This is a genomic window from uncultured Sphingomonas sp. (genome assembly GCF_913776855.1).
Classification (GTDB): domain Bacteria; phylum Pseudomonadota; class Alphaproteobacteria; order Sphingomonadales; family Sphingomonadaceae; genus Sphingomonas.
In genome coordinates, this window is record NZ_CAJYQD010000033.1 from 86817 (window position 1) to 108655 (window position 21839).

General features: G+C 66.9%; 16 protein-coding genes. 10 read left to right on the top strand and 6 right to left on the bottom strand.

Annotation, left to right across the window (positions count from 1 at the left end):
• The first annotated feature begins 45 nt into the window (after positions 1-45).
• Positions 46-738, top strand: a complete 693-nt coding sequence (locus tag QZ755_RS09615) for a TetR/AcrR family transcriptional regulator (RefSeq protein ID WP_294322264.1) — start codon at positions 46-48, stop codon at positions 736-738.
• Positions 739-894: 156 nt separating this feature from the next.
• Positions 895-1917: a glycoside hydrolase family 5 protein gene (locus QZ755_RS09620; RefSeq protein ID WP_294322266.1), complete on the top strand. Its 1023-nt coding sequence runs from the start codon at positions 895-897 to the stop codon at positions 1915-1917.
• A 68-nt stretch (positions 1918-1985) separates the two neighbouring features.
• Here QZ755_RS09620 and QZ755_RS09625 read toward each other — a convergent pair whose 3' ends face one another.
• Entirely contained in the window at positions 1986-2723 is a 738-nt protein-coding gene (locus QZ755_RS09625; protein ID WP_294322325.1) for a transporter, read from the bottom strand.
• Between the two features lie 355 nt (positions 2724-3078).
• Here QZ755_RS09625 and QZ755_RS09630 point away from each other — a divergent pair, with 355 nt between their 5' ends.
• Positions 3079-3726, top strand: a complete 648-nt coding sequence (locus QZ755_RS09630; protein WP_294322268.1) for a DUF1826 domain-containing protein — start codon at positions 3079-3081, stop codon at positions 3724-3726.
• A gap of 13 nt (positions 3727-3739) precedes the next feature.
• Here the strand turns inward: QZ755_RS09630 and QZ755_RS09635 are convergent, their stop codons facing one another.
• Positions 3740-4183 carry a hypothetical protein gene (locus QZ755_RS09635; protein ID WP_294322270.1) on the bottom strand — a complete coding sequence of 148 codons (444 nt, stop codon included), beginning with the start codon at positions 4181-4183 and terminating at the stop codon, positions 3740-3742.
• A gap of 185 nt (positions 4184-4368) precedes the next feature.
• On the opposite strand from QZ755_RS09635, the gene QZ755_RS09640 reads away from it, so the two are divergent.
• Entirely contained in the window at positions 4369-5874 is a 1506-nt protein-coding gene (locus tag QZ755_RS09640; protein WP_294322272.1) for a tryptophan halogenase family protein, read from the top strand.
• Positions 5871-6545 (top strand): DUF6445 family protein, encoded by a 675-nt coding sequence (locus QZ755_RS09645; protein WP_294322273.1) that lies wholly within the window; start codon positions 5871-5873, stop codon positions 6543-6545. The genes QZ755_RS09640 and QZ755_RS09645 overlap by 4 nt, the downstream gene beginning before the upstream one ends.
• On the opposite strand, the gene QZ755_RS09650 is transcribed toward QZ755_RS09645, so the two are convergent.
• Positions 6520-8583: a hypothetical protein gene (locus tag QZ755_RS09650; RefSeq protein WP_294322275.1), complete on the bottom strand. Its 2064-nt coding sequence runs from the start codon at positions 8581-8583 to the stop codon at positions 6520-6522. The two genes, QZ755_RS09645 and QZ755_RS09650, sit on opposite strands and share 26 nt — an antisense overlap.
• A 60-nt stretch (positions 8584-8643) precedes the next feature.
• The gene (locus QZ755_RS09655) at positions 8644-11181 is read right to left on the bottom strand and encodes a TonB-dependent receptor (RefSeq protein WP_294322277.1); all 2538 of its coding nucleotides are present in this window, start codon (positions 11179-11181) and stop codon (positions 8644-8646) included.
• Between the two features lie 251 nt (positions 11182-11432).
• Here QZ755_RS09655 and QZ755_RS09660 point away from each other — a divergent pair, with 251 nt between their 5' ends.
• Positions 11433-13592: a glycoside hydrolase family 3 N-terminal domain-containing protein gene (locus QZ755_RS09660; protein WP_294322279.1), complete on the top strand. Its 2160-nt coding sequence runs from the start codon at positions 11433-11435 to the stop codon at positions 13590-13592.
• Positions 13593-13670: 78 nt separating this feature from the next.
• Here QZ755_RS09660 and uxuA read toward each other — a convergent pair whose 3' ends face one another.
• A complete protein-coding gene (gene uxuA / locus QZ755_RS09665; RefSeq protein WP_294322281.1) occupies positions 13671-14879 on the bottom strand; it encodes a mannonate dehydratase in 1209 nt (402 codons plus the stop codon).
• 202 nt (positions 14880-15081) lie between these two features.
• Between uxuA and QZ755_RS09670 the strand changes: the two genes are divergently transcribed.
• From QZ755_RS09670 to QZ755_RS09685, 4 genes are all read left to right on the top strand, one after another.
• Positions 15082-15588, top strand: a complete 507-nt coding sequence (locus tag QZ755_RS09670) for a 2Fe-2S iron-sulfur cluster-binding protein (RefSeq protein WP_294322283.1) — start codon at positions 15082-15084, stop codon at positions 15586-15588.
• Positions 15585-16574: a xanthine dehydrogenase family protein subunit M gene (locus tag QZ755_RS09675; protein ID WP_294322285.1), complete on the top strand. Its 990-nt coding sequence runs from the start codon at positions 15585-15587 to the stop codon at positions 16572-16574. Before QZ755_RS09670 ends, QZ755_RS09675 begins: the two co-directional genes overlap by 4 nt.
• On the top strand, positions 16571-18913 hold the full coding sequence (locus QZ755_RS09680; protein ID WP_294322286.1) for a xanthine dehydrogenase family protein molybdopterin-binding subunit: 2343 nt from the start codon (positions 16571-16573) through the stop codon (positions 18911-18913). Before QZ755_RS09675 ends, QZ755_RS09680 begins: the two co-directional genes overlap by 4 nt.
• Before the next feature lie 188 nt (positions 18914-19101).
• Complete coding sequence (locus QZ755_RS09685; RefSeq protein ID WP_294322288.1) at positions 19102-20289, top strand: DUF2252 family protein; 1188 nt, start codon at positions 19102-19104, stop codon at positions 20287-20289.
• Here the strand turns inward: QZ755_RS09685 and QZ755_RS09690 are convergent.
• Positions 20271-21731 (bottom strand): deoxyribodipyrimidine photo-lyase, encoded by a 1461-nt coding sequence (locus QZ755_RS09690; RefSeq protein ID WP_294322291.1) that lies wholly within the window; start codon positions 21729-21731, stop codon positions 20271-20273. The two genes, QZ755_RS09685 and QZ755_RS09690, sit on opposite strands and share 19 nt — an antisense overlap.
• Between the last annotated feature and the right edge of the window lie 108 nt (positions 21732-21839).

A 21839-nucleotide genomic window follows, 5' to 3' on the forward strand; every position in this document is an offset into this window, starting at 1 on the left:
CACCTTGCACCTGTCAAGATTTTTCTGTACCCGGCGGTACAGTTTATGACCGATACCGACTGCCGACCGCTGGGCAAACGGGAAGCCCGCAAACAGGATCGCCGCGACGCGATCGTCGCCGCCGCGCGCCGGTCCTTCCTCGAAGACGGCTATGCCGCCACGTCGATGTCGGGCCTGCTCAAGACGCTGGGCGGATCGAAGGCGACGTTGTGGAGCTATTTCCGCTCGAAAGAGGAATTGTTCGGCGCCGTCATTTCCGACGTGACCGCCGCGTTCCGGCAACAGGTGCAGGGCGAACTGCTGACGCCGGGCGAGATGGAGGGAACGCTCGTCAATTTCTGCCGCAGTTTCATGAACAAGACCGCCCATCCCGATGCGGTTGCGGCATGGCGCCTTGTGGTCGCGGAAAGCGGCCGTTTTCCCGAAGTGGGCCAGATCTTCTACCAGCAGGCGGCGGGCCATATCGAAAGCGCCCTGGCCGCCTATCTTGCCGAAGGGATCAATGCCGGACGGCTGCGTGACGAAGGCGCAACCGACATGGCGCGCGTGCTGATCGGCATGACCGCTGCACAACAGAACCGCCGGCTCTGGGGCGTTGCGGCGGCCGGATCGGAGGAGATGGACGTACTGGCCCGCCGGTTCGTCGGCTATTTCCTCCGCCTCTTCGCGTTGCCACCGATGACACCGTCCCTAACCCCGGACCGCACCCAAGTTGAAGGTAGTTGCGCTGCGAACTGACGCTGGTCGCGCCGATGGGTGCCGGTGCCCCGCACGGCAGCCTTGTATCGGACGGCAGGACAGGACCGGACAGATCGGCTACCGATCGGTTCGAACCTCGCCCTTCTTCTAAGGATTCGCACCGTGCGGCATCACCATTTGCTGTTGGCATTGACCATGACCCTGGCCGCCCCCGCGGTCGCCCAGCCGATCGCGACGGGTCAGGCGTCGACGCAGGCGAAAGCCTCCCCTGCCTCTGGGGCAACCTCGGCATGGCGCACGGCGTCACGGCTGCGGCGCGGAGTCAATATCCTCGGCTACGATCCGCTCTGGCGCGACCCGGCCAAGGCCCGGTTCCAGACCCGCCACTTCCAGATCATCAAGCAGGGCGGGTTCGACTTCGTTCGGGTCGTGCTGCAGTCGTTCGACCATATGGACGCGCAGAACCGGCTCGATCCGCAATGGCTTGCGACCCTCGACCGGGTGGTGCGCGAAGCGACCGCCGCGGGGCTGGGGGTTATCATCGACGAACATGATTTCAACATCTGTTCCGACGCCCCGGACGCCTGCGAACCCAGGCTGATCGCCTTCTGGACCCAGATCGGGGAACGGTACCGGAATGCCCCCGACACGGTGCTGTTCGAGCTGCTGAACGAACCGCACGCGCCCTTGGACAAGGCACGCTGGAACGCGATGCTGCGCACGTTGATCCCGCTGGTCCGGGCAACCAACCCGACACGCACGCTGGTGATCGGACCGACGCGGTGGAACAACCTGGAGGAACTGTCCGGCCTCGAACTGCCGAAGGCGGACCGCAATATCCTGGTGACCTTCCATTCGTACGAACCGTTTCGCTTCACCCATCAGGGCGCGCCATGGGCAAAGGATATGGTCGGCGTAAAGGACGTGCCGTTCACGGCCGCCGACGAAGCGCGGATCAAGGCCGATTATGACAAGGTGGCTTTATGGTCGAAGGCCAATGATCGCCCGGTGTTGATGGGCGAGTTCGGCGCGTACGAAAAGAGCGGCACGCCAATGGCGGCGCGAGCCCGCTATACCGCGACCGTTCGACGCGAGGCGGAGGCGCATGGCTTTCCCTGGGCATATTGGCAGTTCGACAGCGACTTCATCGTGTACGACATCGATCGCGACCGGTGGGTGGAGCCGATCCGGCAGGCCCTTGTGCCGGTTCGGCAATAAGTGGTTCCTGCCGCCAAGGGACCTGCGCTTGGCGGGCGGCCGGGCGCGCAGCTTGCGCCCGCTCGCCGTTACAACCTGATCCCCAGCTGCAATCCTGCGCTCGCGTCGGGCGCTCCGCGGCTAAGCCCGGCGCTACCCTGAACGCCCAGCGACAGGCGGTGCGAAAGGTTCGTCTCCAGTCCGGCAGCTACCTGTTCCCGATCGGCGGCAGCGGCACTGATGCGCGATGCGTGGTTGTAGGACAGGCTGACCTCCGCCTCGCGCCCGACCCGTAACGCGACACCACCCCGCGCGGTCGTGACATTTTCCAGTCGATAGGCCGCGGGTTGGCCCACGACGGTGTAGCCCAGCGCCGCGAACGGCGTCAGCTTGCCGGGACGCGCGACCTCCGCACCGACGGAGAAATCGGCCCTGCCGGTCCCCAGCCCGCGCGCCGCCGACGCGGTCGGCAACTTGGCGGCGGTGGTGACCGCCAGCGCGACATGGTGCTGGCGTGGCTCGACCAGTTGCACCGACGCACCGATCGTCGCATCGCCCAGCCCGCTGCGCTGCTTGCGGGTGGCGGGGCGTGTCGGGTCGATCAGGATAGGCAGGCCGAGCGGACCGCCGGCCACCACGATATTCTCGGGCGCATCGACACGGACGACCGGCAGGTTGGCAACCACGCCAACCCGCTTGCGCTTCATCCGTACGCCGATCGACGCGCTCGACGTATCGATCCGCTGGCCGGTACCGAACCTGCCGCTGCTATGATCGAGGCCGGTCGATACCGTCGTCTGCGCGGCGGCCGGCGTCGTACAGAGCACTAGCAAGCCCATGACCGCTCGGCGCAGCATCGTTCTCGACATCGTTTCATTCCCCCTTCGCGATCATGTTCGTGACGGGAACGAGCGGTGAGCCGGGTTTAATCCCGGAAGGTTCGTGCGACCGGGCGCGGCATCGCCAAGGGGCGGACGCCAGGTAGCGACCGTTACTACCGTTTTCCAATCAAATGTTATGTGATACCATTTCATCTCTCTAAAACTGTGATGGTGTGCCGATGAAAGACCCTTTGCGTGCAATCGAACCATCGGGCGAGGCAGCCATGGCGTCGGACGCTCCCCGCGCGCCAGACGATGTAAGCCCGCCATCGCCGCTTGGTCTGCGTGGGACGAAAGCGGCATGACCCTCGCCGAACGAATTCGTGCCGATAGCAACCACGTCGCTTCGTGCGACGATGCCGACATCCTCGATATGATCCGCGAGGAGGGCACCAATCTCGCGATCTGGGAGCGACGGATCGGCCCTTCCCTGCCCGACTCCCGCCGCTGGCCCGCGATCGACGACATCGGATTGACGACACCGGTGTGCGATGTCGATGCCGCCCTACGGACCGCGCTGGCCGCGGCCGACTATCCATCGGCATGTGTCGCTGCGCTCGCCGACGATATCGGCCTGCTTGCGACCAGCGTCGCGCGGATCGCCGGTTGCGATGCCGTGTCGATCCGGCTGGAGATCGTCGAAACCGATGCCTGCCGGCGCTTCCACGCCGATCATGTCACGGTGCGCCTCATCACCACCTATGCCGGTCGGGGGACACAGTGGCTGTCGGATGCCGATGCCGCGGCGCTTCGACGCGGTGTCGACCTTGCCGATCTCCACATCCGGTCGCTCGCGCCGGGCGATGTGGCGCTGTTCAAGGGGCTGGGCTGGGCGCCTGACGGGGCGATCGTCCATCGATCCCCTCCGATCACCGCCAGTGGCGAACAGCGGCTGGTTCTGGTGATCGACCCAGCTCCGTCGGGCAAGCAACCGATGGCATCGCCCTGATCGCATCGCCCCGCTAGCTGCCGTCGGCGGGGTCCTCGTCCAGTGTCGCGACACCCATCAGGGGGTGCATGACGAAGGTCCATCCGTCCCCGCCGACGAGCATCAGCCGCAACGACTGCCGATCCGCCGTGCCGAGCAGCGCGGCCGCGCCTGCGGAAGCGGGCAAGCTGACCGTCGTTCCGTCCTGACGAATGCCGGTCGCCCAGCCCCGGCGCCCCTCGCGGATTTCGGTGGCAAGCCGCGTGAGCGACGTTTCCAGGGCGGTGCGCGCACGGGCGCCATCGACCCAGGCATGACCGACCGGCGCCGATGGCGACAGCGATGGCGATGGCGATGGCGGCACGGCACTTTGCCGGGCGGGTGTCGGTCGTTTCTCGGGACCGCGACGCGGCTTGTCACCTGTCTGGCCGAGCGGCCGCACCCCCTCCATGCTCATTATTCGTGCAAATTCGTCCATCGCCGTTTCCCTACCTCACGCGCCGCAGCGTGGAATGCGGACGACCCGCTGTCGCGGATACGAAGGTCGAAGGCAAATCTTGCCCGTCCTTTCCCGAACGATGGTGTCGCCGGCGTCGTGCAGCCCACCCAATATCGTACCATAGCCGGTTCTCAACCATCCCCCGGCACTCTACCAAGGATCGTATGGAAGCAACGGATCGCATTCGCCATGTCGTCATTCTGGGGGGTGGAACCGCCGGCTGGATGACGGCAGCGGCGTTGTCGCGCAGCTTCGGACAGAGCGTCGCGATCACCCTGCTCGAATCCGATGCGATCGGCACGGTCGGTGTCGGGGAAGCGACCATCCCGACGATCCACTGGTTCAACGACCTGATCGGCATCGACGAGGCCGAGTTCCTGCGTGCGACGAAGGCCACGTTCAAGCTGGGCATCGAATTCGTGGACTGGACCGCGCCGGGCCATCGCTATTTTCACCCCTTCGGCCAGTTCGGCGCGACCCTGCCTGGCGTCGCGTTCCATCACCGCTGGTTGAAGGCGCGGGCGGAGGGGATGGACCTGCCGCTGCCCGCGCTGTCGCTCGCTGCACAGCTGGCGGCACAGGGACGGTTCGCAAAGCCGGCGGGGGATGCGCGGTCGATCCTGTCGACGCTGGGGTACGCCTATCATTTCGATGCGGGGCTGTACGCCGCCTTCCTGCGACGGATGAGCGAAGCGGCCGGCGTCGTCCGCGTGGAAGGGACGTTGCGCAGGGTCGAACGCGATGGCGAAACCGGCTTCGTCACCGCGTTGACGACCGATCGCGGCGATCGGATCGCTGGGGACCTGTTCATCGACTGCTCGGGTTTTTGCGCCCTCCTGATCGAGGGTGAAATGGGGGAAGGCTATGAGGACTGGTCGCACTGGTTGCCGTGCGACAGGGCTGTCGCCGTACCGTGCGCCCGCGTCGCGGCGACCACGCCCTATACCCGCTCGACGGCGCGGGCGGCGGGGTGGCAATGGCGCATTCCGCTGCAGCATCGTACCGGCAACGGCTATGTCTATGCCGGGTGCTATCTGTCGGATGATGAAGCGGCCGCGACGCTGCTTGCGAATCTCGACGGCGAAGCGCTGGCCGATCCGCGCTTCCTCCGCTTCACCGCCGGCACCAGGCGGCGTCCGTGGCGGGGCAATGTGGTCGCGATCGGGCTGTCGTCGGGGTTCCTCGAACCGCTGGAATCGACCAGCATCCACCTGATCCAGAGCGGTATCACCAAGCTGCTGACACTGTTCCCCACCCGCGATTGCGATCCGGCGCTGGCCGACCGGTTCAACCACGTGTTCGCCCGCGACATGGACGGGATCAAGGACTTCCTGATCCTGCACTATCACGCGACCAGCGGCCGGGACGATCCGCTGTGGCGGCATTGCCGGACGATGGCGCTGCCCGAAACCCTGCGCGCGCGAAAGGACCAGTATCGCCGCTCGGGTCGGATCATCCTCGATCCCGACGAGCTGTTCCGGGAAGCGAGCTGGCTGGCAGTGCTGAACGGTCAGGGGATCGTCGCGCGCGGCCATAATCCGTTGGCGGACGCGATCGACGGTGTGACCAACCGCGCGCAGGTTCGCCAGATTGCCGACGTCATCGCCCGTGCCGCACCGACCCTGCCAATGCATGACGCCGCGCTGGCGGCGATGATCGGTACGGCGTGACCGCGCCCGACGTCGTTGCCCGGCGGATCGGGACGGAGCGACAGCCGATCGCAATCGTCGACCATTTCCATCCCGACGCCGATGGCTTGCGCGCCTTTGCCGCCGACGCCTGCTTCGAACCGGCGCGGCGACAATATCCGGGCGTGCGGGGCGCATTGCCGGACGATTATTTCCAGGCGGTCCGACCGGCGCTGTCGCAGGTGGTGGCACATGTGTTCGGTCATCGCGGCGGGATCGCGCTGCTCGATGCCAGTTTCTCGCTGGTGACCACCCCGCCCGCGCGCCTGTCGATCGAGCAGCGATTGCCGCATTTCGATGCCGTCGACCCGAACCGGATCGCGCTCGTCCATTATCTGGGCACGGACGATAGCGGTGGCACCGCCTTCTACCGCCACCGCGCAACGGGGTTCGAGACGATCGACGCGCTGCGGGCGCCAGCCTATCTCGGCGCTCTTAGCGCCGAGGTCCGCACCGCGCCCCCGCCCGCCGCCTATATCGCCGGATCGAGCGCTCAGTTCGAACAGGTCTCTGCGGTCGACGCCCGCCGCAACCGCGCTGTGATCTATCGCAGCGCGCTGCTGCACAGCGGCGTCATCCCGGCCCGTGCAACGCTCAGCGACGATCCGGCGCGGGGACGGCTGACGGTTACCGCCTTCCTGTCGCTGACCTGAGACGGCGCGGCGGCTGGACCGCCAGGTACACCGTACTCCACAGTTGCGCGGCATTGGATTCGTCGACGTCCTGCTTGCCTGCGCCGAACGCGACGACCCGGTAGCGGCCACCGCTATAGGCCCATGACCATAGTTCCGAACTCTGCGTCGCGCGGGTGGCGTCGATCGCCCGCCACAGCGTCGTCTGTGCCCCGGTCAGCACTGCCCGTGTCGTGGGGGGCAGGTCGCGGCGAGCGAGTTGACGTTCAAGGCCGGCGGCGAACAGCGCCTGCTGCCACGACCACACGACTGCGCCGTGATAGGCGGCGGGGGTGAAGCGGGCCTGCACCACGGCATCGGTCTGCGCGGCGTTGGCGACCAGCATCCCGATATCGGTCATCAACCCCGCCGGAAACGGCCGCATCGCGGCAGTGACATAGGTTTCGAGGTCGGCCGGCGACGGGTCGGCAAACATCAGCGCAAAGCCTTCGTCGGAATGGACGATCGGGATCGGGCGTCCTTCGTCATCGAGGGCGATCGCATGGAACACGAGGGGATCGCCACCTATCGCGGCCAACGCCGGCGCGGCGGGAATGCCCAGGCTGCGCGCATAGCCTTCGATCCGGGGTTTCGCCTGCGCTGCGGGCAGCGACACCCTGAACATCTGCGGCGCGCGCTGGCGCCAAATGGCCGCCATCGCCTCCGCCCGTGCCAGTGCCGCACGATCCTCTGCCGTCATATACCGGTCGAGCAGCCCGGCGCGCAGCATCCGTGCGGCCGACTCCAGCGCCGCGGGTACGAATACCGCATTGACGTCATAGGCATAGCGCCCGCGACCCAGCCCTTCCTCGCTATCCCGCCACTGCCCGGTCAGCCGCCCCTTCCCGATCGCGACCAGCCGGGCATAGCCGGGATCGTCGGCAAAGGGCCGCGCGGTGTCGAGGACGAAGCGCAGGTTGCGCACCAGCCCCTTGCCCGCCGGCGCCGTGGTGCCGGGCACACCCTCGCTGACCAGCGGCCGGTCGAGGAACGCGCGCGCTGCGGCCGCATTGCCATGGTCGAGCAGATAGGCGGCGGCGACGGGAGCCAGCATATAGTCGTCATCGACCATCGCATAATCCAGCACCGCGGCGTCGCCGCTACCGCCATGCCGCCGCCGGTCGAGGACGGCGAATTCGCCGATGCCTTCTTCATGCGCGACATCGCCGCGCGCATCCAGCCGCGCCAGCACCGATCCCAGCCCGGCCTCGATCGCCTGCGGCTGCAACACCGGCATCAGCAGGCGCACCGACATCAGCGTGTCGCGCCCGAAATAGGTCTGGAACCGCCACGATCCGGCAAGGAACTTCTCGCGATAGCTGAGGAACCGCAACGCGTTACGCGCGCCGGGATCATCGGCGGCGCGGGCGTTCAGCAACTCGTTCGGGGCAAGGCCGGTCAGCGGCGCCTCTCCGCTCGACGCGGTGATCTCCATGCGGATCGGCCGCCCGATGTCGGCGACCAGCGCCCCGCCCCGGATGCTGCCCGACAACAGCCGCACCTGCAGGAGATAGCCGGGCTTGCCATCGAGGCGCGGACGGCTCCAGCGAATGGTGTTGTCCGTGACGACCGGATCGACCGCGACCTCGGACGGGAAACGACCGACCGACTGATAGTCGCGGAGGAAGCGGATGCTCGACAACACCGCCTGCCTGATACGGAGCTGCGGCGCTTCGATACTGGCTATGATGACGATCGCGGGCTGCGGTCCGACAACGCCGGGTGCGGTGGTCGGGTGCGGTGGCTGTTCCAACCGCCACGTCGCCGCACGCGCCAGCGGTTCGAACCACAACCCTACGCCGCTGTTACCTGCCGGAAAGGCGACGAGGATGCGCGGATCGGTGCCGTTGCGCAGCAGCAGATGCGCCGCGACCGGCCCCTCGCGGACAAAGGCGTTGAGGTTCTGTCCCTCGTTCAGCTGATACGCCAGCTCAGGCACCTTGGCCGGACGCTGCGCCACCGCCAGTCCCGTTCCCGCCAGCATCGCGCCAGCCAGCATCCACCGCGCTACAGTCTTCATCCGCCACCTCTTCCGTAAAGATAGGGGGTGCCGTATCGCAAGACACGGCACCCCGGACGTTCAGAACCGGAACGTCAGCGACCCGCCATAGGTCGGGCCGACGATACCGCGGGCATAGAAATATCCATCGGTAATCGCCTGCGTCTGCCCCTGGCGCGGATTGCCTTCGGTTAGGCCCACGACGTCGAACACATTGTCGGCGTTCAGGTTCAGCTGCACCCGCTGGCTGAGGTTCAGGTTCACGCCGATCCCGGTAACGCCATAGCTGGGCAGCGCGATACCGTTGCCGTTGTCCGCAAAGATCTTGCCGACATACTTGTAGCGGGCATAGACCTCACCCCGCCCGTCGGGGAGCGTAAGCGTCGGCATGATGGTAAACAGCCGTGCTGGCGTCCGCTCCGGCCGGTTGCCTTCGAATGCCGCCCCCTGGTCGACACCGTCCAGTTCGAGGTTGAGCAGCTGCGGGTCCTGGAACACCCCCTGGAAATCGACCGAGAACCAGTTCGTCGGGCGTACCACGAAATCGATCTCGACGCCCTTGGTCCGCAGGTCGGCGTTCAGGTTCTGTTGCTGAGAGGGGTTGTTGGGGTTGGCGAAATTATAATTCTGGTTGTCGAAATTGGTCCGGAACACCGTCGCCGAACCGGAAAAGACCCTCCCATATTCATACCGGACGCCGGCTTCGTACAGCTCGATGGTGGTGATCGGGTCGACATTGTTCGTCTGGAACCCGTTGGCATAGCGGGCATAGACCGAGAAGTTCGGGGTAATCAGATAGTTTGCACCGACGGTGTACGATGCCTTGCGCCGCGTACGCTGCCGGGTCGCAAAGGTACCGTCGAAGCTGGACCCGACATTGCGGACCACGCCGCCGACGCCCGGCTGCACCGCCTGGTTCACCGCCAGCTGATTGCCGTCGAGCGCGGTCGCATCGTCGCTTTCCCAGCGCACGCCACCGTCGACGCGCAGGTCGCCGAACGCCACTTCGTCGTTCACATACAGCGAAACGGCCGAATCCCGGCGCTCTCGAATGCCGGCGCCCCAGTCGCCATAGGAAACGAGGCCGTTGTCGGACAGCGTGCCGATGACCTGGTTGTTACCGTCCAGCGCCACGATGTCGTATACGTCGCTGTTGGTCTTCACGTCGTTGACCATGCTGCCGGTCGCCGACTGATCCTGCTTGCGGATCACGTTGTAGTACATGACGCCGGCGGTCAGCGAGTTCTTGAACCGGTCGTTTTCATATTCCCAGCGACCGCCGACATTCGCACCGAAATCGCGGCCGTCGATATAGTCGTGGTTGAGCGTCGTCCGCTGGAGAAAACCGTTGCCGGCCAAGGCGGCCAGCTGCGCGGTCTGATTCGACCCCAGCACCACGCCGGTCCGCAGGTTCTTGATCCCGAAGCGAGTCGCGGCCGGATAGGCCGCCCGGCCGAGCGTCAGCAGGTCGTTGATCGGCGAGGCCGCACCGGGCGTCAGGTAGTTCTGCGCGCTGGTCAGGCCCGCATTGCCCGTCCCCGAACCGGGGAACAGCCCGTTGAAGTCGTACGAATATTTCAGGTAGCGGACATGGGCGAACAGGTCGACCGTATCCCCCACCGGCTTTTCGATGTCGAAGCGGACCTGTGCGGTCTTCGCCTTGATCCCGTCGCGATAGCGGAATTCGCGGAAGCCGCTGGGATGAGCGAAGGTCGATACCGGCACCGCAATATTGGCAAAGGAATCGCCGCCGACATTGCCGTCCTGCGTGTCCAACCCCGGAATACCGCGCACCTTGCCGCCGTCGAGCCGGTACGGCATCGTGGCATAATAAGCGTTTTCGACATCGCCGCCCTTCGCCGACAGTCGCGCATAGCCGCCGCCATCGAAGCGATATTCCAGCATCCCCTTCAACCGCCAGCCGGCATAGTCGAACGGGTTCTCACGCACGCCGGGGCTGGACTGGATATAGCCGCCGACATTGAAGGCGAGCTTGTCGCTCAGCGGTTGCGAATAATAGAAATCGCCACGCTTCATGCCGTAGTTATAGGCGGTGACGCGCGCCGCCCCCTCGGCTTCCCTGAAGTTCGGCCGCTTCGAGATGAAGTTGATCGTCGCACCCGCGCCGTTGACGGTCAGCACGCCCGAAGAACCGCCCTTCACCGCTTCCAGCCGGTCGATGGTCAGGTCCTGATCAAAGAAGAAGTCGGCCCCGCCGCCGCCATAGAGGATCGGCATCCCGTCCTCTTCGAGCTGGACGAACCGCTGGCCGCCACCCTGCAGGCCGCGCACCGAATAGTTGTTCGACACCTGTCCCGCCGTCGCCTCGACGAAGATGCCTGGCACGAGTTCGAGCATATCGGCGGTCGACCGCGGCGCGCGCCGATCGATGTCGGCACGGTCGGCCAGCGTGATGTCTGCCGAAGCGGTGATGAGCGGACGATCGCGCGAGGTCGTTCCGGTGACGACGATGACGTCCTGTTCGTCATCGGTTGTCGCGGTCCCGGCCTGCGCCGAACCCGCATCCGCCGGCGGGGTCTGTCCCCAGGCGGCGGCCGGCAGCAGCGCCGCACTTGCCAGCAGCGCCGCACGCGCAGCGTTGCGATTGAATGACAGCATGATCCTCTCCCACCTCTGGAATTCGTTGGCCCCGACATCGTTGGGACCGGTTACATCTAGACCCCAGCCCGAAACGCGGCAATCATGGTATAACGAACACGATGTAATAGGATCGCGCTGTGGCGGTTGCGCAACAATGGTCGGGGCGGGCGCTGCTTCGCCGCCGGGATGGTCTGCGAACGTCCCTGCTGACCGCTACGGCGATGCTTGTGGCGCGTCCGGTCCGTGCGGCTTCGTCACGGATAGAGGCGTTGATCGCGCGGATGACACTGGCCGAAAAGGCCGGACAGCTCAGCTGCTTCAACGATGAAATCCGCCCGGTCGGCGCCGTCTTCAATCCCGTTGTCGATCCGCGTGGCGCGGCGGCGATGCTGGCGGACATCCGCGCCGGGCGGATCGGTATGATGTTCAACGGCTATGGCACCGCCGGCGCCAGGCGTGCGCAGGAAGCGGCACCGGCCAGCCGGCTGGGCATTCCGCTCGCCTTTGCCGCCGACGTCCTGCACGGTTGCCGCACGATCTTCCCGATCCCATTGGCAGAGGCGGCGGCGTTCGATCCTGACCTGTCGCAACGCGCGGCGCGGGCGATCGCGCGCGAAACGACGGCCGGTGGCATCCACTGGACCTTTGCTCCGATGGTCGATGTCGCCCGCGACCAGCGCTGGGGCAGGGTGGCGGAGGGCGCGGGGGAGGATGTGCTGCTCAACTGCCTCCTCGCCAAGGCTCGGGTCGAGGGGTTCCAGGGGCCCGACCTGACGCGACCCGACGCGCTGCTGGCGACGCCGAAGCATTTCGTCGGCTATGGCGCGGTGCGGGGCGGCATGGAATATGCAGCGGTCGACATGAGCATGGCCGAACTGCGCGAGACGTTCGTACCGCCGTTCGTCGCCGCCTTTGCCGCCGGGGCCGGCGCGACGATGGCGTCTTTCACAGATTTCGTCGGGGTACCGGTCACCGCCAACCGGGGGCTGCTTACCGATCTGCTACGCGGCGACCTGCGCTTCGACGGGGTATGCGTGTCGGATTACGACGCTGACCGCGAATTGATCGCCCATGGCATCGCCGCCGACGAAGCGGATGCGGCGCGGCTCGCCATCCTCGCCGGGATCGACATGTCGATGCAGAGCGGGCTGTATGTCCGCCACTTGCCGGCGCTGGTCGAAACGGGACAGGTGCCGGTGGCGGCGGTCGATCAGGCGGTGCGACGGGTGCTGACGCTGAAAGAGCGGCTGGGATTGTTCGACAATCCGTTCCGATCAATCGATGCGCGGGTCGAACGGCGCGAAACCGGGAGGAAGGCGATCCGCGCGATCGCACGTGAGGTCGCGATGAAATCGATCGTGTTGCTGCGCAACGATGGGAACCTGCTGCCACTGGCGCGGCATGGCAAGCGACTGGCACTGATCGGTCCGTTCGGGGCGGATCGTGCCAACCTGAACGGCCCATGGTCGTTCGCGGAGACGGCCGGGAACGGTATGGACCTGGCAACCGGGCTGCGGGCACGGATGGCCGATCCGGCGCTGCTGGTTGTCGAACCGGGCAGCGGGATCAGCGAACCGCTGCCGGGCGGGATTGCCCGCGCGGTTGCCGCCGCGCAGGCCGCCGACATCGCCCTGCTCGCGATCGGCGAAGGTGCCGACATGTCGGGCGAAGGCAATAGCCGTGTCGATATCACCGTCCCGGCGGCGCAACAGGCTTTGGCAGAAGCGATTGCGGCAACCGGCACGCCGATCGTCGTATTGCTGCGCCACGGTCGGGCGCTGGCGTTGAACGGGGCGGTCCGCGATGCGCCGGCCCTGCTGGCGACATGGTTCCTGGGCGAACAGACCGGGGCGGCGGTCGCCGACATCCTGTTCGGTGTGGTCGAACCGACCGGGCGGTTGCCGGTCAGCTTCCCCATGGCAACCGGCCAGCAACCCTGGTCCTATGACCGGCGCAGTACCGGGCGGCCGGCACCGGACGGCGATCCGATGGCGGCGGGGCGCAGCCATTGGCGCGACGCCCCGGACCGGGCGCTGTATCCCTTCGGCGCGGGCATGGGCTATACGCGCTTCGCGCTATCGGCGTTGCACATGCCGGCGACGGTCGCGGCGGGTGCGGATGTCGATATGTCGGTGCTGGTCCGCAACGTCGGCGCACGGACCGGATCGGCACTGGTCCGCGTCGATGTCCTCGACCAGGTGGCGAGCCGCACCCGCCCCGCCCGACAGATGAAGGCATTCGCGCGGGTGACGCTGGCGGCCGGGGCCGAAGCGCGGGTGGCGCTCCGCATCGCGGGCGACGCATTGGCATTGGTGGGAAGCGATGGGCTGTGGCGGGTCGAGCCGGGCGCGTTCGATTACTGGGTCAACGCGGGTTACGGCGTCGAGATCGCCGGGACGTTCGATGTACGACCGGTCACTGCCCCGTGACCCTTCGCCGGTAACCACGCGCACCCGGCCCCCGCGGGCATCATGGGGTTCCGGCACGGGACGGCTCCCGCAACCGGATTATCCTGCCGCTGCGCCGGGCACTCCGGACGGCGGGACCGCAAGCGTCGCCATATGGGCGATGCCCTGTTCAAGGCCGCGCAGCTCCGCCAGTCCGCGCATCCGCCCCAGCAGCGAATAGCCCGGATTGGCCGACCGGTGCAGGTCATCGAGCATCTGATGCCCGTGATCGGGCCGCATCGGGATGCTGCGGCCTTCGCGCAGCGACAGGCGATGGACCGCCGCCACTACCGCCGCCATGCCGGCGTTGCCGCGCAGATGCTCCGCTTCGTGAAAGGCCCCCTCCGCCTCGCGCTGGACCGAGCGGAGGTGGAGGAAACCGATCCGGCTGCCCAACCGGTCGACCATGCCCGGCAGGTCGTTGTCGGCGCGAACCCCGAACGATCCCGTGCAGAAGCACAGGCCGTTCGATACGTTCGGCACAAGCGCGAACAGGTCGGTGACGTCCGCCTCGGTACTGACCACGCGCGGCAGGCCGAAGATCGGGAACGGCGGGTCGTCCGGATGGACGACCAGCCGGATGCCGAGTTCGTCAGCCAGCGGGCACACCGCCTGCAGGAATGCGACATGATTGTCGCGCAACCGCGCCGCATCCGTCCCGGCATAGCTTTCGATCGCGGACAGGAATTGCGGCGAGGTAAAGCCCTCCTCGCTGCCCGGCAGCCCGGCGATGATCGTGCGTTCCAGCGCGGTGCGCGCATCGGCGTCCATCGCAGCATGGCGGGCCTCCGCGGCCGCATATATCGCGTCGCTATAGTCGGCCGCTGCGCCGGAGCGCTGGAGGATGAACAGGTCATAGGCCGCGACTGCCACCGCCTCGAACCGCAGGGCGCGGGCGCCATCGGGCAGTTCCCAGCCGAGATCGGTCCGGGTCCAGTCGAGCAGCGGCATGAAGTTGTAGGTCACGACATCGATGCCGCAGGCGGCAAGGTTGGTCAGGCTCTGTCGATAATGATCGATCAGCTGGTCCCAGTCGGCCGAGCGGGTCTTGATTCCTTCTGCGACCGGCAGGCTTTCGACCACGCGCCAGTCGAGACCGGCCTGCGCTATCATCGCCTTTCGCGCGGCGATGGTATCGCGTTCCCACACCGCACCGTTCGGCACCTCGTGCAGCGCGGTGACGATGCCGGTCGCCCCGGCCTGTCGTATATCGCGCAGGCGAACCGGGTCCTTCAGCCCGAACCAGCGCATCGTCTGGGTCATCAACATGCCTTTTGCCCCTTTCGAATGATCGGCACGTGCGCCGCTGTGCCTGCGATCGTCTTCTCAACACCGCCAGCGCGACCGGATCAAGCGTGGGCGGGGCGACTGCGACCACAACAGGGTATTCGGGTATGTGCGAAATCCGCTGGACGGCGCTGCGGATAGCTGATCTGTTCCACGATGTGCCACGGACGGATCGAGGGGTACCATGTCGCTGATCGTCAATGAAACGGAAGTGGCGCTGCCGGTCGATCCGCGCGTCTCGCTGCTCGATCATCTGCGCGAAGGGTTGCAGCTGACCGGTACGAAGAAGGGTTGCAATCAGGGAGCGTGCGGCGCCTGTACCGTGCTGGTCGATGGCGAGCGTATTCTGTCGTGCCTGGCGCTGGCGGTGCAATATGCCGGACGGCGGGTCACGACGATCGAGGGGCTGGCCACGGGTGATGCGCTCCACCCGCTGCAACAGGCGTTCATCGACCATGACGGGTTCCAGTGCGGGTACTGTACGCCGGGGAAGATATGTTCGGCGATCGGCATGGCCGCCGAAGTGCGGCGTGCCGTGCCGAGCGTTCTGAGCGACGATCTGTCGTCCGGCATCGAACTGACACGCGAAGAGGTGCAGGAGCGGATGAGCGGCAATCTCTGCCGCTGCGGTGCGCATAATGGGATCATCGATGCGATCCGGGCGACGATCGGCAGCGGAGGCGACGCATGACCCCGTTCGCCTATACCCGCGCCGCGACCCAGGACGATGCACTTGCGATGGGGTCCGGGGACGGCGTGATGTTCCTGGGCGGTGGGACCAACCTGATCGACCTGATGCGTGAACGGCTGGCGCTGCCGGACCGGCTGGTCGATGTCAGCGCCCTGCCCGCATCGATTGTCGAAACCGGGACCGGTGCGCTGGTGATCGGTGCCGCCGTGCGCAACACCGCGCTTGCCGAACATCCACTGGTGCGAACCCGCTATCCGATGCTGACCCGAGCGATCCTGGCCGGGGCATCGGCGCAGATCCGCAACATGGCGACGGTCGGCGGCAATCTGCTCCAGCGGACGCGCTGCACCTATTTCTACGATGTCGAAGGGTCGCGCTGCAACAAGCGTACGCCCGGCACCGGGTGCGACGCGCGTGACGGCTTCAACCGCATCCATGCGGTGCTGGGAGCATCCGACGCCTGCGTCGCGACCCACCCCTCTGATATGTGCGTCGCGCTGGCCGCGCTGGAGGCGGTCGTCCATGTCGCGGGGCCGCTGGGGCATCGGACGCTACCCTTTTCCGAGCTGCATCGCCTGCCCGGCGACCGGCCGGACCACGACACCGTGCTGACGCCGGGGGAATTGATTACGGCGGTCGAACTGCCGCCGCTGCGCCTTGCCGCCAATTCGACCTATCGCAAGGTACGCGATCGATCGAGCTACGCCTTCGCATTGGTCAGCGTCGCCGCCGCGATCGAGATGGCGGGCGACCGGATCGCCGATGTCCGCATCGCGTTCGGCGGCGTCGCGCACAAGCCGTGGCGGGCGCTAACGGCGGAGGCCATGCTGCGCGGCGGTCCGGCGACGGCGCAGGCATTCCTTGCCGCGGGACAGGCCGAGTTCGCCTATGCGCGGCCCCTGCGCGACAATGGTTTCAAGCCGATATTGGCCACCCGCACGCTGGCCGCCGTGCTGGGCGCCCTCACAACCGGAGACGCGGCATGAGCATCGGAAAGTCCGCGAAGCTGGCGATGCAGGGGCTGGTGATGGGCGCGTTGCAGAAGGTCGTCCCGCTCGCCCCCGACAGCTGGATGCAGGGCGGCACCCCCGATCCGCTGATCGCGCGCAAACACGGCCTGATCGGCACCCCGGTCTCACGGCTCGACGGCCGGTTGAAGGTGACCGGCGCCGCCCCCTTTGCCGGCGAGTTCCGCTTCGACGACATGGTGTACGCCGCCCTAGCCTTCTCGACGATCGCGCGCGGGCGGATCACCGCGATCGACACGCAGGCGGCGGAAGCCGCGCCGGGGGTCGTGCTGGTGATGACCCACCGCAACGCGCCGCGCCTGAAGACCCCGCCGATGATCGGCACGTCGGGCAATGCGGTCGGCCCGGACGAGCTGCCGATCCTGCAGGACGATCGCATCCATTGGAATGGCCAGCCGATCGCCTGCATCCTGGCCGAAACGCAGGAACAGGCCGATCACGCCGCCGCGTTGCTCGCAGTGACCTATGCCCCGGAACCGGCGATCACCGATCTGGCTGCGGCGAAGGCGGCCGGGGTGGAGCAGGGTCTGTTCATGGGACAGCCGCTACGCAACGCGATCGGCGACGCGGAGGGCGCGCTGAACAAGGCAGCACACCGCGTCGACCGGCGCTATCGCACCCCACGCCACAACCATAACCCGATCGAACCGCACGCCGCGACGATCGCGTGGCGCGGCGACGAATTGTATCTGCACGACGCCAGCCAGATGGTGTCGCAACAGGCGCAGGCGATGGCCGATGCGTTCGGGTTGAAGGCCGAACAGGTTCACCTGACCTCTCCCTATGTCGGCGGCGGGTTCGGCAGCAAGGGGCTGTGGAACCATCAGATCATCGGCGCGGCCGCCGCCCGCATGGCCGGGCGCCCGGTTCGCATCGCCCTGTCGCGCGAAGGCGTGTACCGCACGGTCGGCGGACGGACGCTGACCGAACAGCGCGTGGCGATCGGTGCCAGTGCCGATGGCCTGTTCGAAGCGCTGATCCATACCGGGCTGTCGGTGATGACCCCGCACAACAACATGCCCGAACCGTTCATCCTCGGCACCCGCAGCGCCTATGCCGTGCCCAATATCCTGTTGCAGGTCGATGTGGCGCGGATGGACATGCTCGCCAACACCTTCATGCGCGCGCCCGGAGAGGCGGTCGGCACCTTTGCGCTGGAATCGGCGATCGACGAACTGGCGGTCGATCTGGGCATCGATCCGCTCGAGTTGCGCATTCGCAACGAACCGACCAGGGACCCGACCAGCGGCCTGCCCTTCTCCTCACGCCATGTCGTGCAGGCTTGGCGCGACGGCGCCGAACGCTTCGGCTGGAACGCGCGGAATGCGGCGCCCGGTTCGCGGAGCGATGGGGAATGGCGCATCGGCATGGGTTGCGCGACCGGGACCTATCCCTATTACCGGATGCCCGGTGCCAAGGCGCGGATCACGCTGCGGCGCGACGGCGATCAGGTCGACGCGCGGGTCGAGGTGGCGGCCGCCGAGATGGGCATGGGTACGTCGACCACCACAGCGATCGTCGCCGCCGAACGCCTCGGCCTGCCGATCGACCGGATCGAGGTCGGCTATGGCGACAGCGACATTCCCGGCGCGATCATGGCGGGCGGATCGCAACAGACCGCCGCGATCGGCGCGTCGGTGATGGCCGCCCATGCCGAACTGGTCGCCACCCTGCTGAAGCTCGCGGGCAACGACTCCCCCCTGGCCGGGCTGTCGGCGAACGAGGTCGGCAGCATCGACGGCTGTCTGGCGAAGCTCGACGACCCGGCCCGCCGCGAAAGCTATGCCTCGATCCTGGCACGGGCGCAGCGGGACGCCATATCGGTGACCAAGGCCGGATCGATGCCGTTCGAATTCCTGCACTGGTCGATGCATTCGCACAGCGCGCTGTTCTGCGAAGTGCGGGTCAATGCGGTGACCGGCGAGGTACGGGTCAGCCGCTTCCTCGGATCGTTCGACTGCGGCCGCATCCTCAACCCCAAGACCGCGACCAGCCAGTTTCGCGGCGGCATCATCATGGGGCTGGGCATGGCGCTGATGGAGGAAACCCAGTTCGACGACCGTAACGGCCGGATCATGAACCCCAGCCTGGCGGAATATCACGTACCCGTGCATCTCGACGTGCCGGAGATCGACGTGATCTGGACCGACATCCCCGATCCGCACGCGCCGATGGGCGCGCGTGGCATTGGGGAGATCGGGATTACCGGCGTTGCTGCGGCGGTGGCGAACGCGATCTATAACGCCACCGGCACGCGCGTCCGCGACCTGCCCATCACGCTCGACCGGTTGCTGTAGCGCGGCATCGCTCCGCACCCCGGTTATCCGGCACATGGTCATCGGCGGTCACGACATGGCGGGATGGCAGGAATATTCTGTCCGTCGACGGGGCGCCGTCATAATTCGACGCCATCTGGCAATGTTTCGTTACCTTCCCCGGCGAGCGGCGTTGTGACCGGACAAACCGTATCGAGGTCTGCCCATCAATGCCCCTGCCCAATGAGCGTGCCCCCATTCTCGAAGCCAAGCGCAGGTTGAAGATGGCGCGATCGGCCCATGCCTATGTCCGTGGCAATACCGCGAAATTCTATGACTGGCTGGCCGCGTCGCCCATCGCGCGACGGGAGCCGGAGGGGCCGGCCATCTGGATTTGCGGCGATTGCCACCTCGGCAATCTGGGGCCGATCGCGAATGGCAAGGGTGCCGTCGAAATCCAGATCCGCGACCACGACCAGGCGGTGATCGGCAACCCGGCGCACGACCTGATCCGGCTGGGCCTGTCGCTGGCGACGGCAGCGCGCGGGTCCGACCTGCCCGGCGTGGTGACGATGCGGATTATGGAAGAGATGGTCGATGGCTATGCCGCCGCCATTGCCGACCCCACCGGCGCGGATTTGAGCGTGGAATCCGAAGTGGTTCGCAGCATCCGGCGCGAGGCGCTGGGCCGCCGTTGGCGTCATTTGGCTAAGGAGCGGCTGGATGCGGTCGCGCCGCGCATCCCGCTGGGCAAGAAATTCTGGGAGCTGTCGGGCGAAGAGCGCGATGCGCTCCGCGCGCTGTTCCATGACGAACGGGTCGCGGCGATGATCCTGTCGCTGAAGGGGAAGCCGAACGATCGCGACGTCCGGCTGGTCGATGCGGCCTATTGGATGAAGGGGTGCAGTTCGCTTGGCCTGCTGCGCTATGCCGCGATCGTTGCGTTGAAGACCGGCAAGGGCAATTGGTCCTATGCGCTGATCGACCTGAAGGAAGCGACCGATCCGGTCGCCCCCGCCCTGCCCCATGCGGTGATGCCGCACGACAATGCGGAGCGTGTTGTTGCGGCGGCACGCGCGATGTCGCCCCATCTCGGCAAGCGGATGCTGCCGGTACGGATGCTGGGGCGGTCGCTCTTCATCCGCGAATTGACCCCACATGACCTGAAACTGGAAGTGGACCAGTTCAGCCATGGCGAAGCGATGCGCGCCGCCCGGCACCTCGCTTTCGTCGTCGGCAAGGCCCATGCCCGCCAGATGGACGATCGAGCGCGGTCGGGGTGGCTACAGGCGCTCGACGCCGACCGGTCGCGCGGACTGGATACCCCGTCGTGGCTATGGGAAAGCGTCGTCTCGCTCGCGGGCAGCCATGAGGTCGGCTATCTCGACCATTGCCGGCGCTATGCCCTGGCGGCGTAGGGCACGATCGGCAGCTCGTCCGGGATCGACACCTGCGGCACCGGGCGAGCCGCCGCCCGTGCGATCCACGCATCGCCGCCCTCGCGCCTGCGGGTCGACCCGTCGCCGCGCGTCGCTACCCGACCGAACACCGGCCGTTCGACGTCGGACGGTGCGCCGCCGAACGTCGCCGCGATATTGCCATAGGTGGACGGATCGCGCCCATCGAGGCTCAGCCGGTCGTTGAGGTAGCAGGCGGTCGCCCACGCGGTTTCGGGATCGGGCGTCATCGCGATGATCCGCTTCGCCCAATACATGCGCAGGTTGTTGTGCATCCAGCCGAAACGCAGGAACTGCCGCTGGCAGGCATTCCAGCTTTCGTCCTTCGTCTCGCCGCGCAGCATCGCGGCCGGCGGTTCGAGGTCCGGGCGGGGATCGTTCGCATGATCGGCCAGCGTCGCCCGCGCCCAGGGGGCCACCCGGTCATATCGTTCGGGTGCGACAAGGCCGCGCGCCTGATAGTGAAACCATTCGCGCCATCCGAGCAGCTCGTCGGCGAACTTCGCCTTGTGCTGCGCCCCCGCCGGGGCCTGCGCGACCGCCCGCATTACCTCCCGCGGACCCAGCACGCCAAAATGGAGATAGGGCGACAGCCCGCTGGCACCGGTGCGCAGGGTCGCATCGTTGCGGGCGGCGGCATAGACGGGCAGTACCTCGCGCAGCAATCGCTGCAACCGTTCCTCTGCCGCCGCACGACCGGCCGGAAAGGCGGCGCTGGGCGGCAGGCTGTGATCGATGTCGAGGTCAGCGATCAATGCGTCGAGGTCACCGTCCGGCGTGTCCGGAACAAAGGGGAGCGGCCCGGCATAGGGCGCAACGTCCGCCGGTTCGTCCGACGCCTCCAGCCAGGGGGCCCGTTCGGGTTCATGGCGACGCAGGAAGCCCGACCGACCGCCGATCCCCTCGCCCAGCACCAGCGGCGGCACCAGACAGGCGGCATTGACCGCGTACGCCGGGATGGCCATCCGCACGGCGACCCGTTCGACCTGCCAGCGCGCGACGAAGCTCGGTTGATCCTCCGCCACCAGCGCCGCCGCATCGGCGGCCAGGCGATATACCAGCCCCTTTCCCCGGTGCCCCGCCCGGTCGACATGTAGCGCACAGGCCAGCCCCCGCTCGCGGCACCCAGTGGAAAGGTCACGGCTGGCCCCCAGGATGAACCGATGCAACCGATCCGATGCATAAGGATAATCCTCGCGCAGGCCATGATAGACCAGCACCGGCAGGGACAGGGCGTTGCCCAGTCGGACGGCGGCATCGATCACCGGATTGTCGGTGGCGCGCAACGCCTGTTGCAGCCAGCACAACACATAGCGCCCGGCGGCGATCGACCGGGCGTTCATCGCCCGGACGCGCGGTGCCTCGCGCCATTCGAGCAGCGAAGGGGGCAACGGCGCGTTCATCGCCCGACGCGTGGCTCGGCTGACGGGCTGACAGCGGCGTTCGAGACATTCGGCCCGGACGGTCGGGACATGGCGACATTCTCCTCTGGCTCGCACAACGACCGAAAC

What these genes read in the sequence shown, in the direction of transcription:
- uxuA (WP_294322281.1), bottom strand. Translation starts at nt 14,879, where the DNA reads ATGTTGATGACCCAGACGATGCGCTGGTTCGGGCTGAAGGACCCGGTT.
- QZ755_RS09680 (WP_294322286.1), top strand. Translation starts at nt 16,571, where the DNA reads ATGAGCATCGGAAAGTCCGCGAAGCTGGCGATGCAGGGGCTGGTGATG.
- QZ755_RS09650 (WP_294322275.1), bottom strand. Translation starts at nt 8,583, where the DNA reads ATGAAGACTGTAGCGCGGTGGATGCTGGCTGGCGCGATGCTGGCGGGA.
- QZ755_RS09690 (WP_294322291.1), bottom strand. Translation starts at nt 21,731, where the DNA reads ATGAACGCGCCGTTGCCCCCTTCGCTGCTCGAATGGCGCGAGGCACCG.
- QZ755_RS09675 (WP_294322285.1), top strand. Translation starts at nt 15,585, where the DNA reads ATGACCCCGTTCGCCTATACCCGCGCCGCGACCCAGGACGATGCACTT.
- QZ755_RS09615 (WP_294322264.1), top strand. Translation starts at nt 46, where the DNA reads ATGACCGATACCGACTGCCGACCGCTGGGCAAACGGGAAGCCCGCAAA.
- QZ755_RS09640 (WP_294322272.1), top strand. Translation starts at nt 4,369, where the DNA reads ATGGAAGCAACGGATCGCATTCGCCATGTCGTCATTCTGGGGGGTGGA.
- QZ755_RS09630 (WP_294322268.1), top strand. Translation starts at nt 3,079, where the DNA reads ATGACCCTCGCCGAACGAATTCGTGCCGATAGCAACCACGTCGCTTCG.
- QZ755_RS09685 (WP_294322288.1), top strand. Translation starts at nt 19,102, where the DNA reads ATGCCCCTGCCCAATGAGCGTGCCCCCATTCTCGAAGCCAAGCGCAGG.
- QZ755_RS09635 (WP_294322270.1), bottom strand. Translation starts at nt 4,183, where the DNA reads ATGGACGAATTTGCACGAATAATGAGCATGGAGGGGGTGCGGCCGCTC.
- QZ755_RS09670 (WP_294322283.1), top strand. Translation starts at nt 15,082, where the DNA reads ATGTCGCTGATCGTCAATGAAACGGAAGTGGCGCTGCCGGTCGATCCG.
- QZ755_RS09655 (WP_294322277.1), bottom strand. Translation starts at nt 11,181, where the DNA reads ATGCTGTCATTCAATCGCAACGCTGCGCGTGCGGCGCTGCTGGCAAGT.
- QZ755_RS09620 (WP_294322266.1), top strand. Translation starts at nt 895, where the DNA reads ATGACCCTGGCCGCCCCCGCGGTCGCCCAGCCGATCGCGACGGGTCAG.